10 protein-coding genes are annotated in these 12,216 nt (G+C 36.7%); 6 read left to right on the top strand and 4 right to left on the bottom strand.

Translation table 11 applies throughout. From position 1 onward, the window contains the following. Positions 1 to 17 precede the first annotated feature (17 nt). Together GM418_RS19030 and GM418_RS19025 are read right to left on the bottom strand one after the other, a co-directional pair. The gene (locus tag GM418_RS19030; protein ID WP_158868829.1) at positions 18 to 974 is read right to left on the bottom strand and encodes a UDP-glucuronic acid decarboxylase family protein; all 957 of its coding nucleotides are present in this window, start codon (positions 972 to 974) and stop codon (positions 18 to 20) included. A gap of 3 nt (positions 975 to 977) precedes the next feature. Next, complete coding sequence (locus GM418_RS19025; RefSeq protein ID WP_158868828.1) at positions 978 to 2,306, bottom strand: UDP-glucose dehydrogenase family protein; 1,329 nt, start codon at positions 2,304 to 2,306, stop codon at positions 978 to 980. A 331-nt stretch (positions 2,307 to 2,637) separates the two neighbouring features. Here GM418_RS19025 and GM418_RS19020 point away from each other — a divergent pair, with 331 nt between their 5' ends. The 6 genes from GM418_RS19020 (at position 2,638) to GM418_RS18995 (ending at position 9,712) form a co-directional block, all read left to right on the top strand. Next, on the top strand, positions 2,638 to 3,177 hold the full coding sequence (locus GM418_RS19020; RefSeq protein WP_158868827.1) for a heme NO-binding domain-containing protein: 540 nt from the start codon (positions 2,638 to 2,640) through the stop codon (positions 3,175 to 3,177). Next, positions 3,174 to 6,533 (top strand): PAS domain S-box protein, encoded by a 3,360-nt coding sequence (locus GM418_RS19015; protein WP_158868826.1) that lies wholly within the window; start codon positions 3,174 to 3,176, stop codon positions 6,531 to 6,533. Before GM418_RS19020 ends, GM418_RS19015 begins: the two co-directional genes overlap by 4 nt. Positions 6,534 to 6,662: 129 nt before the next feature. After that, positions 6,663 to 7,652: a YbbR-like domain-containing protein gene (locus tag GM418_RS19010; RefSeq protein ID WP_158868825.1), complete on the top strand. Its 990-nt coding sequence runs from the start codon at positions 6,663 to 6,665 to the stop codon at positions 7,650 to 7,652. A gap of 10 nt (positions 7,653 to 7,662) precedes the next feature. Further along, entirely contained in the window at positions 7,663 to 8,262 is a 600-nt protein-coding gene (coaE, locus tag GM418_RS19005; protein WP_217447525.1) for a dephospho-CoA kinase, read from the top strand. Then, the gene (locus GM418_RS19000; RefSeq protein WP_158868824.1) at positions 8,246 to 9,004 is read left to right on the top strand and encodes a TerB family tellurite resistance protein; all 759 of its coding nucleotides are present in this window, start codon (positions 8,246 to 8,248) and stop codon (positions 9,002 to 9,004) included. The genes coaE and GM418_RS19000 overlap by 17 nt, the downstream gene beginning before the upstream one ends. 63 nt (positions 9,005 to 9,067) lie before the next feature. Next, complete coding sequence (locus GM418_RS18995) at positions 9,068 to 9,712, top strand: MOSC domain-containing protein (protein WP_158868823.1); 645 nt, start codon at positions 9,068 to 9,070, stop codon at positions 9,710 to 9,712. A gap of 179 nt (positions 9,713 to 9,891) precedes the next feature. On the opposite strand, the gene GM418_RS18990 is transcribed toward GM418_RS18995, so the two are convergent. After that, on the bottom strand, positions 9,892 to 10,401 hold the full coding sequence (locus GM418_RS18990; RefSeq protein ID WP_158868822.1) for an NADH-quinone oxidoreductase subunit NuoE family protein: 510 nt from the start codon (positions 10,399 to 10,401) through the stop codon (positions 9,892 to 9,894). Between the two features lie 60 nt (positions 10,402 to 10,461). Continuing rightward, positions 10,462 to 12,216 (bottom strand): NADH-dependent [FeFe] hydrogenase, group A6, encoded by a 1,755-nt coding sequence (locus tag GM418_RS18985; protein WP_158868821.1) that lies wholly within the window; start codon positions 12,214 to 12,216, stop codon positions 10,462 to 10,464.

Here is a 12,216-nt window from a genome sequence, read left to right as displayed (position 1 = left end):
GATTGATAAGTCCGGGATCAACTTATAGTTGATTCTTTTTTCAATAAATTGTCAAAATATGTTATCGTTTTCTCCAATCCTTCTTTTAAAGGAACTTTGGGTTGCCACCCATTTAATTTTTCTTTTGCCAAAGTAATATCGGGCTGGCGTTGTGTCGGATCATCTTTGGGCAGGGGCAAATGAATTATTTTCGATTTTGTCCCTGTAATTCGAATGATCTCCTGTGCCAATTCCAACATTGTAAATTCACCCGGATTACCAATATTCACTGGCCCTGTAAAAGAATCCTCAGTCGACATCATCCGAGTCATTCCTTCAACCAAATCACTCACATACTGAAAACTACGGGTCTGTTTTCCATCGCCAAAAATAGTAATATCTTTTCCCTGTAAAGCCTGCACAATAAAATTCGACACGACTCTTCCGTCATCGGGTTCCATTTTGGGCCCGTAAGTATTGAAAATCCTGATAATCTTTATCCTTACATCATTTTGCTGGTGATAGTTGATAAACAGCGACTCAGCACAACGTTTTCCTTCATCATAACAAGAGCGGATCCCTATCGGGTTTACGTGTCCCCAATAGGTTTCGGGCTGCGGATGCAATTCCGGGTCGCCATAAACCTCACTGGTTGAGGCCTGAAGAATTTTAGCTTTTGTTCGTTTAGCCAGCCCAAGCATATTAATGGCTCCCATCACTGATGTTTTTATGGTTTTAATAGCGTTATACTGGTAGTGAACCGGCGATGCAGGACATGCCAGATTATAAATCTCATCAACCTCTATATAATAAGGCATTGTAACATCATGTCGTACCAATTCAAAATATTTACTGTCAAGTAAGTGGATAATTTTTTCTTTTTTCCCTGTAAAATAATTATCCAAACAAACTACTTCATTTCCCTGATTTAAAAGGTATTCACAAAGATGCGAGCCTACAAATCCAGCTCCTCCGGTTACTAAAATTCGTTTCATAATTTAATTGATTATTGGTTTTCGACCAATGGCATAATATGTAAATCCCATTTCATTTAATTCTTCCGGATCATATATATTTCTGCCGTCGAATATCAGATTATTTTTCAAAAGTTTCCGCAGTACCCTAAAATTTGGCAATCTGAACTCAGGCCACTCTGTTACCAAAACCAAGGCGTCAGAATCAATACATGCGTCATACTCGTCTTTGGCAAATTCTATCTTGTCTCCCAGTATTCTTTTTCCTTCCTCCGACGCAACAGGATCGTAAGCGATAACTTTTGCACCCTCTTCCAGTAATTTATCAATTATAACCAACGAGGGAGCTTCCCTCATATCGTCGGTTTTGGGTTTAAAAGCCAAACCCCAAACAGCAAATTTCTTTCCTTTTAAGTCGCCATTAAAATGACGTTTTATCTTTCCATACAAAACCTCTTTCTGACGGTAATTCACCGATTCAACGGCTTTAAGAATCTCAAGCGAATAACCATTCTCATCAGCTGTTCTTATTAGCGCCTGTACATCCTTTGGAAAACAGGATCCACCATAACCGGTTCCGGGGTAAATAAACTTTGTGCCAATCCTTACATCTGAGCCGATCCCTTTTCTTACCGAATCAACATCGGCACCAACAATTTCACAAAGATTTGCGATATCGTTTATAAAACTAATTTTTGTTGCAAGCATCGAATTTGCCGCATACTTGGTCATTTCCGAAGAGGTTATGTCCATAAATAAAATGGGGTGACCATTTAACAAAAATGGTTTATACAGCCTCTTCATCACTTTTTGTGCCTTTTCAGAATCGGTTCCGATAACAATTCTGTCGGGTTTCAGAAAATCATCAACAGCACTTCCCTCCTTCAAAAATTCCGGGTTTGAAGCTACATCAAACGGAACTTTTTCACCACGTTTTTCCAGTTCTTCAAGTACTGCATTTTTTACTTTCACCGATGTACCCACCGGAACCGTACTTTTTGTTACAACAACCATATAATGATCCATAGTACGCCCGATTTCACGCGCTACTCCAATGACGTATTTCAAATCAGCACTTCCATCCTCATCAGGTGGAGTTCCAACAGCAATAAAAACGGCATCCGAATCTTTCAAACTCTCCTCCAGGTTAGTTGTAAACACCAACCTCCCTTTTTCAACATTCTTTTTGTAAATATCTTCCAAACCGGGTTCATAAATCGGGATATGTCCTTCCTTCAGCATTTCAACCTTGCGCTCATTTATATCTACGCAAGTTACATTTACTCCCGTTTCAGCAAAACAGGTTCCGGAAACCAAGCCTACATACCCCGTTCCAACTACAGAAATTTTCATTGTTATTGTATTTTTGAGTTAATTAAGATTCCTTATTTAGACAGATTCTGTGTTCCTTTTATAATTTGATACAAAATAAGTATTTATATTAACATCAGAAAAATATTTTTGACATTTCAAGTTGTTTAGGTTGTTTGTGGAAGAAAAACACAAAACACTTACATATACAACTGAAAAACAAAAGGTTACTTAAAAATTTTGCACTTAGACTTAGTTTAACTATTTTCAAAACCAGAATTTCAAAAGTGTGTCAAAAAATTCCGATTAGTTCTTTTAGTTTTAAACAAACCTCTTAAAAAACCAATAACTGGGACAAAAAACACCATAAGCTATGAAGGGAATCGTATTTAGAATGCTGCTTGATTTGGTTGAAGATAGATTTGGTTACCAAATGGTTGACGAAATAATAATCGCATCAAATCTTAAAAGCAAGGGCGTATATACATCCGTTGGAACTTATCCTTACAGCGAGCTGATTGCGCTCTGCACGGAACTGGAAAAAAAGACAGGGATCTCAGTTGAAAAATTACATCTTAGTTTCGGCGAATATGCTTTTAATATTTTTAAACAAAAGTATTCTGAATTCATCTCGGAATTTAACGATATTTTTCAATTTCTTGAACATTTGGATAGTACGGTCCATGTTGAAGTAAAAAAACTATATCCCGAGGCTGAATTACCATCCTTTACATACAAAAGAATAAATGACAAAGAAATTGAACTGATATACAAATCAAGCCGAAAATTGGCTTTTTTTGCAGAAGGACTTATCAAAGGCTCATTATCATATTTTCAAACAAACGCTGAAACTAAAGTTCAACCATTAAAAAATGACAATTCAAATGTTCGTTTCCAAATAAAAAAAATATGAATTCAGAAATTAACCTTTTAAAACGCAGACTCGAACGAGAACAAAAAGCAAGAATCGAAGCCGAAAAATTACTTGAAGCAAAATCGCTGGAGTTGTACCATTCAAACCAGGAATTAATCTCTCTAAATAAAAACCTGGAACATCAGGTAAAACAGCGAACAGAAAAACTTTTGGAAGCTGAAAAGGATTATGAGTTTCTTGTTGAAAGTATTAACGACATGATATTTCGACTTGACCTAAAAGGAAACATCATTTTTGCCAATATGGTCGTTACTCAAAAACTGGGTATAAAAAGATCGGAAGTAGTTGGACAAAATATATACGATCTCCTCCCCGACGAATTCAAAAATAAAATAAAAACGCATTTTACAAGAGAATTTTTAAAACGAAATTGTATTAGTTATTATGAGTTTCCGGTAATCAACAAATACAACAAAACAATCTGGATGGGATTGAACGTACATTTTTCGAGCGAAGATTGTAAATCATGTTTTCAAAAACAACTATCACTTGAAAATTTCGCTCAATCTATGAAGGCCGAAAAACAATGTACTTTTAGCGAAGTAATTGTTGTAGCCCATGACATTACATCTCAAAAATATGCACAAATTAATCTTGAAAAAAGTGAAAAGAGATACCGTGAACTATCGGAATTTCTTCCTGAAATGATTTGTGAGGTTAATTCAAAAGGGCTCCTTACTTATGCAAACCAATATGCCATTGATAAGTTTGGATATTCAAAAGAGGAAGTTTTAAAAAACAACTTTAGTATTATTGATATCTTTCCGCGCCAGGAACAGGAACTGGTTCGACAGGATATCCGCAAAGTTTACGAAAATGGAGAAACAATCTCTAATGAATATAATGCTGTAAAAAAGAGCGGGGAAATCTTTCCGGTACTCACTTATATTTCCCCCATTTATGAACAGGAAAACACCATAGGTGTTCGTGGAGTAATGCTTGATATTACTGAGCGTAAATTATTTGAACAGGAAATTGCACATAACCTGAAACAGCAGGAAATACTTTCCAGAATATCATTAAATTATAATTCATTTGAAGACTTTGATAAAAAAACAAATGAAACTCTCCGCATTATAGGTCAACACGTTAATGTTAGCCGTGCTTACATTTTTGAAAACAGTGCCGAGGGAAAAACTACAAGTAATACTTTTGAATGGTGCGCCGAGGGAATAAAACCACAAATAAAAGAGCTACAGAATGTTCCTTTTTCTGTAATTCCTTCGTGGAAAGATCGTTTGGAGAAAGATAAAATAATTTTCTCGGAAAATATAAAAGAGCTCCCAAGAGATATTTATGATATTCTTGCACCCCAGGACATAAAATCAATTGTTGCTTTTCCACTAATTGCTTCCCATAAAATTTTTGGATTTATCGGTTTCGACGAATGCAATTCGCAGAGAAAGTGGACAAAATCAGAAATTGAACTATTAAAAACCATTTCAAACATTATTTCAAACGCCTTTCATCGAAACAAGATAAACTCAGAATTAATAAAAAGCGAAAGCGAAAACCGGATCATCATCAACTCAATTCCTGATGTAATTATACAAATCGACAAAAATGGTAATATTAAATCTTTTAAATCATCGCAAAAATTTCACTTATTCGCCAAACTGAACGATTCTTCAAACGATTTAGTCAATAATGTTTTTAACGAAAAAATTGCGCAAGCATTCCAAAAAGCGATAAAAGAATGTCTTTTAAATGGTGCATATCAGTTCGATTTCCAAGACCCCAGAGTAAACTTTATTGAGTTTTATGAAGCAAGAATGGTAAAACTCAATAGCCACGAAGTACTTGTTATCATTAGAAATGTGACCGAATCTCGTGAAAATGAAAAACAGCTGATGATTGCAAAAACCAAGGCTGTGCAGGCTTCAAAATCAAAATCTGAATTCCTGGCCAATGTTTCCCACGAGATACGCACACCGCTCAATGCCATTTTAGGCTTTAGCCAGTGGTTATTTGAAGACACAAAAATTGAACAACACAAAGAATACTTAAGTACAATTTTAACCAGTGGGAAGAACCTGCTAAATCTGATTAATGATATTCTTGACTTGTCAAAAATAGAGTCGGGTAAAATGGATATTGAATTGCAGCCAATGAACTACCATGAAATTATTAATGATATAAAAATGGTATTTCATCAAAAAGTAGAACAAAAAGGGCTTTCATTTAAAATCAGCACCGATGCTTCGGTTCCTGAATTTATTTACATGGATGAACTTAGATTCTACCAGATTATTTTTAACCTGATTAGCAATGCCATTAAATTTACGTCAAAAGGATTTGTCCATGTTTCAGCCTTTGCAATGAGAACAAGCGCAAAAGATGAAGTAAACCTTAATATAGTAATCGAAGACACCGGAATTGGGATAGAAGAAGACCAGCAAAAAAATATTTTCGATTCTTTCACTCAGCAAAGTGGACAAAACAACCGCGATTTTGAAGGCACGGGGCTTGGATTGGCGATTGTTAGCGGCCTGTTAAAAAAACTTAATGGGACCATCTCATTAAAAAGTGCCCCAAAAAAAGGTACCGTTTTTACACTTACTTTTAACAGCGTTAAAATTGACAATTCAGAACACGACGAATCGGAAAATGTAGAATATAAACCGAACGCAACACTCGACCCCTGTAAAATAATGATTGTTGACGATATTAATTACAACATAGTGGTGTTAAAAAAACTGATTAATTCAAAAAATGCAACATATATCGAAGCCCAAAATGGTGCAGAAGCTTTGGCCAAATTGAATAATGAAAAACCTGATATTATTTTTATGGACATCCGAATGCCGGGAATGAGTGGATATGATGTTACTGAAGTCATAAAGAATGACGAAAAACTTTTAAAAATTCCTGTCATTGCTTTTACAGCCTCTACAATAAAACAAAAAAACGACAGAATAGATCAATTGTTTGACGGATACCTCCAAAAACCCGTCTTTAAAAAGGAGGTCGATTCCATTCTATTTAAACATTTAAGCTATAGCAACACGGTTCCCATACTGCCGGAAAAAAGCAACGAAGATGAAATTAAAGAACCATTAACTGATTTTGAAAAAGCGCTTCCTGAAGTAATCCTGGAAATCGAAAATAATCATTTCCCATTTTGGCAAAACATAAAAGATAATCTAATTATTTACGAAATTGAGGAATTCAACAGGAAGCTTTCAGAAATGGCTTTCCAGAAATCGTGTAAACCTGTAAGCAAATATTGTGACGAACTAAATATCGGGCTTCAGACTTTTGACATTGAAATCATAAAAAAGAAACTGGATGAATTTCCGCAATTGATTAAAAAACTAAAAACATTAACAAAATAGATTATACATCTTTTTTACGTTTATCTGCAATAATCCATATAAAATACACCTTACCATCGCGTTTTGCATGTAACGATTATAAAAAACCATTATAACATTTTAGTTTAATTGGTTAATTTTGCTACTCGTATGAAAATAAGATTATCAGAAATTACAGGATACTTCAAAATTGAAAGATTAAAAGATGATAAACAAATTGTTGTTTTTCTGATTTGCCTTTTAATCGCAACTGCACTCTGGTTCTTAAATGCCTTAAGTAAAGATTACACCACTACGGTTTCTTATCCTGTAAAATTTGTTAGTCCACCCTCTAATCAGTTTGTTTCAAATAAATTGCCACCAAAATTTGAATTACAGGTTGACGCACACGGATTTACCTTATTGCGTCATAAATTAAGTCTTTCCTTTTCTCCCATTGTTATTAATCTTACTCAAATCACACGCGACTTGGATCCGGTTGCAGACAGATACTCAATCCGTTCTGCGGATCTAATCAATATTGTTTCAGATCAGATTAGCAACGAGATTTCCGTAACCAATATCCGGCCCGACAACTTTATTGTCGTTCTCGACAGTTTAAAAACCAAATCAGTTCCGGTGAGAATGAATGCTGAACTGAATTTTAAACCGCAGTTCAATTTAAAAGACCCCGTTTCAATTTTGCCCGAAACAGTATCAGTAACCGGACCCGCAATACTTTTAGACTCGATTCAATACCTTGAAACCGAGTTTAAATTGTATGAAAGGCTGGACACAGATATGGAAAAAGTAGTTGCGGTAAAACACCCCGAAAAAACCAGTATAAAACCTGAAAAAGTTACATTAAGAATACCGGTTGAAAAATTTACTGAAAAAGAGTTAAAAGTGCCTATACAAATTAAAAACAAGCCGGATAATGTAAAAATAAAATTATTCCCGTCGGAAGTTACACTTTCATTTCTTGTTGGACTAAGCGAATTTGAGAATGTTACGTCTTCTGATTTTGTTATAACCGTTGATTACAATTCGATAAAAACGAATGTTGAAAATATCGGGGTAAAAACCGAACACGAGCCAACTTTTATTGAAATACTTAGAATTTCACCTCAAACAGTTGAGTATTTAATAGAAACCGACTAAAGATTTAAGGATGACAATAAAAGTAGGAATTACTGGCGGAATAGGAAGTGGCAAATCGACCATTTGTAACATTTTTAAACTTTTAGGTGTTCCCGTTTTCGAAGCTGACGTAGTAGCAAAACAACTCCTTGATTCAGATTCGCAAATTAAATCAGGACTCATTCACCTTTTTGGAGAGGGGATTTATATGGACAATGGAAGCGTTAACCGAAAAAAACTTGCCAACATTATTTTCAATGATAATATTCAGCTTGAAAAAATGAATAAAATGGTTCATCCTGTTGTTCGGGAAAAATTTAATGATTGGGTTGACAAACAAAACCACAAATATATAATTCATGAGGCTGCTATACTTTTTGAAAGCGGATTTTATAAAATGATGGATTTTAATATTTTGGTTTCAGCGGAAAAAAGACAGAGAATAGAAAGAGTAAAAAAAAGAGATGCGGTTTCTGAAGCGCAGGTTTTGGAAAGGATGAACAGACAATGGACAGACGAAGAAAAAAGAAAACTGGCAAGTATTGAAATTATAAATGACAACAAACGTTTAATAATCCCTGAGATTATTGAAATAGATAAAAAATTAAAAAAATATGGCAAAATTTGGTAAATGGATAGGTGGAGGCCTTGGATGGGCTGTTGGCGGACCAATTGGAGCAATTTTTGGATTTGTTGTAGGTTCAATTTTTGATGGAAGCGCTGAACAAATGCAACAGAGCGGAAGCCCCGGATTTACAGCAGGAAGAACCACCGGATATTCGGGCAGAACAACTACCGGGGGTTATGTGATGAGTTTGCTCGTTTTAGTGGCTGCTGTTATGAAAGCCGATGGAAAAGTTTTGAAATCGGAACTGGATTATGTAAAAAGGTTTATGGTACAGAATTTTGGCGAAGCTTCAGCGACAGAATCTGTAAAAATGCTTCGCGATATTTTAAAACAAACCATTCCGGTAAACGAAGTTTGCCGCCAAATTCAGCAAAACATGAATTATTCGGCCAGACTGCAACTCCTGCATTTTTTATATGGTATTGCACAGGCCGATGGACAGGTTGATGTTGCAGAGAAACAAATGATTGCCCAAATCAGCAGATATATGGGCATCAACGACAGTGACTACCAGTCAATTGAAGCAATGTTTGTTCCGAACACAGATGCTGATTATAAAATTCTGGAAATTGAACGCTCGGCCAGTAACGATGAACTCAAAAAAGCATATCGCCGTATGGCTATGAAATATCACCCGGATAAAGTTAGCCATCTCGGCGACGATTTCCAGAGAGCTGCCAACGAGAAATTCCAGAAGGTAAATCAAGCCTACGAAAACATAAAAAAGGAGCGAAAAATTGCTTAAGACAGATTTGAGAAATTAGTATGAGTGTGGAAAAAACAATGTAATTTACATCCCAATACTCTCATGAAAATAATATCGACAAATATTGGAGAACCCAAAATAATTGAGTGGCGTGGCAAACAAATAAAAACCGGCATCTACAAATATTCGGTTCCCCACCCTATTTTTCTGGGAGAAGAAGATGTTAAAAATGATCATGTTATTGACCGCAGATATCATGGAGGCACAGACAAAGCATGTTACCTATATTCTGCCAACCATTACGACTATTGGCAAAAATTCTACCCGGAATTAAAAATGCCCTGGGGAATGTTTGGTGAAAATCTTACAGTTGAAGGTTTGCATGAGGCAGAAGTAAATATTGGCGATACTTTCAAAATAGGTGAAGTTGTGGTTCAGGCAACTCAACCACGCCAGCCCTGTTACAAGCTGGGCATCCGTTTTGGGACTCAAAAAATGGTAAAACAATTTGTCGGGTCCGGTTTTGCAGGCGTTTATGTCCGTGTACTTCAAAAAGGCGAAGTGAAAACCGGTGACGAAATTGTTCTTATTGAAAAAAAGGATTCGCTTTCCATTCAAAAAGTGTATAAACTTCTTTATACTTCTGAATTTGAAAAGGAAAAAGAAAACTTTGAAAAAGCAATCAACGATACTTTTCTCGCTGAAAGTTGCCGAAATGATTTACTCAAACGTTTGTCGCTGAAATGATCTTTCAAAATAAAAAAGCAACGAAACGTAACTGGTTGATTCATTTGGCAAGATAAAAGGTAAGTTCAATTTTGAAAAAAGATAAATATTTCAACCATGATGAATAAAAATCACTTGTTAGAATCATAAAATTTGAAAAGTGGCAGAATTTTTTCTAAACTAAGAATCCCGTCACTTCTTTATGCTGATTTGGCATCATCATCTGCACACCCTTCGCGATATTCAGCAATAATCTTTTTTACTTCGCTCGGAGCAACACGGCCATACACTTTTTCGCCGACAGTAACAACCGGAGCTAAACCACACGCACCCACACAACGTAAACAATTTATCGAAAATTTCCCGTCGCTGGTTGACTCCCCGACTTCTACTTTTAACTGACGCTTAAATTCAGCCAAGACCTGCTCTGCACCACGAACATAACATGCTGTTCCCATACAAATTGAAATCGGATTTTCGCCGTGTGGAATCATCGTAAAAAAACTGTAAAAAGTAACGACTCCATACACTTTTGCTACCGATGTTTTTAATTCTTTGGCAATCACTTCCTGAACTTCAGCCGGAAGATATCCTAACTTGTGCTGCACCTGGTGTAAAACATTAATCAATTCACTTTCCTTATTTCCAAATTCAGCGCAAGTATCTTTTATCAGTTGTATTGTATTTTCTGCTAATTTTATTTTTGGCATTTTATGTTGTTTTTAACATTTTCATTCAAATAATTTAGTCAATAGCAATCATTAAAATCGCTATTCAGTTCGATCGAAATACTCGGTATGCAACAAATGATGCGCTTTTTCACTCATCGGTTCTCCCAAAAATTCCTTATACAATTCAATGATATGCGGATTTTCATGTGATTTACGAATTGCTTTGTTTTTATCTTCCTGGTAAATGGCCATCTGTCTCTTTTTCAGCACTTCTGCATTTCCATGATGATAGGGCTGGCCGCCACCACCAATACACCCCCCCGGACAACTCATTATTTCAATAGCATGAAACTCACTTTTACCGGCCTGAATGTCTTCAAGTAGTTTGCGGGCATTTCCCAAACCATGGGCAATTCCAATTTTTAAGGGTAATCCATCAAAATCTATGGTTGCTTTCCGAATCCCCTCCATTCCGCGTAATTCTGCAAAATCAATCCGGGGAAGCTCTTTTTTTGTATGAATCTCATAAGCAGTTCTGACTGCGGCTTCGATCACTCCTCCTGTTGTTCCGAAGATTACCGCGGCTCCTGTTGATTCTCCAAGCGGATTATCAAATGTTTCATTGGGGAGTGTTCTGAAATCGATGTTTGAAATTTTTATCAGGGCAGCCAGTTCACGTGTGGTCAATGCATAGTCAACATCAGGGTTATCATTGGTTTTAAATTCTTCGCGACCACATTCATATTTTTTAGCCACACATGGCATTATTGACACTACAACCAAATCTTCTCTGTTAATACCCAGTTTATCAGCAAAATAAGTTTTCGCAATAGAGCCAAACATTTGCTGCGGTGAACGCGCTGTAGACGGGATATCTTTCATTTCAGGAAACTGATGCTCAAAAAACTTCACCCACGCCGGACAACACGATGTCAAAATTGGCAATTTCACATCTTTATCGCCAGATAAATGTTTTGACAAACGGTTTAACAACTCGGTACCTTCTTCCATGATGGTGAGGTCAGCTGCAAAATCGGTATCAAAAACATAATCGAATCCAAGCTGTTTTAAGGAAGCAACGAGTTTACCTGTAACCAATGTTCCGGCTTCCATTCCAAATTCTTCACCAAGAGCTGCACGAACAGCCGGGGCAGTCTGAACAATTACAGTTTTCGAGGGATCGGACAAAGCGCGGATTACATTTCCTGTTTCATCTACTTCGGTTAACGCACCGGTTGGGCAAACGGCAACGCATTGTCCGCAATACGTGCAAACCGAATGGTCGAGGTTCATTTCAAAAGCCGGCGAAACAACAGAATTAAAACCACGGTTAATAGCCGAAAGTACCCCTACCGTTTGTACTTCATTACACATCATTTCGCAACGGCGGCACATTATACATTTGTCCACTTCACGAATAATTGCAGGGGAAGTATCTTCCCGATAATGTGACTGTTCCCCCTGGTAATGAATTTCACGAATACCCAGTTGATGTGCCATGTCCTGCAACTCACAATTGCCCGACTTTGCACATATCAGACAGTCAGCGGGGTGGTCGGAAAGGATCAGTTCCATCACTGTGCGGCGAGCGTTGATAGCCCGGATCGAATGGGTATTTACTACCATTCCTTCAGCTACTTCGGTGCAGCAAGCCGGAGCAAGATTCCGGCGTCCTTCAACTTCCACTACGCAAACCCGGCAGCCACCGGGTTTATTTTCAATATTTAAATCATGCAGTTTCATGTGACACAAGGTGGGAACATGCACGCCAATTCCTGACGCTGCCTCTAAAATTGTAGTTCCACTTTTTACAACTATCGATTTATTATCAATTGTCAGATTTATTGTATCCAT

The organism is Maribellus comscasis, from assembly GCF_009762775.1.
In the GTDB taxonomy this organism is placed as follows: Bacteria; Bacteroidota; Bacteroidia; order Bacteroidales; family Prolixibacteraceae; genus Draconibacterium; species Draconibacterium comscasis.
The sequence above is the reverse complement of the archived record's forward strand: the minus strand, read 5'-3'. Positions and strand labels throughout refer to the sequence as shown.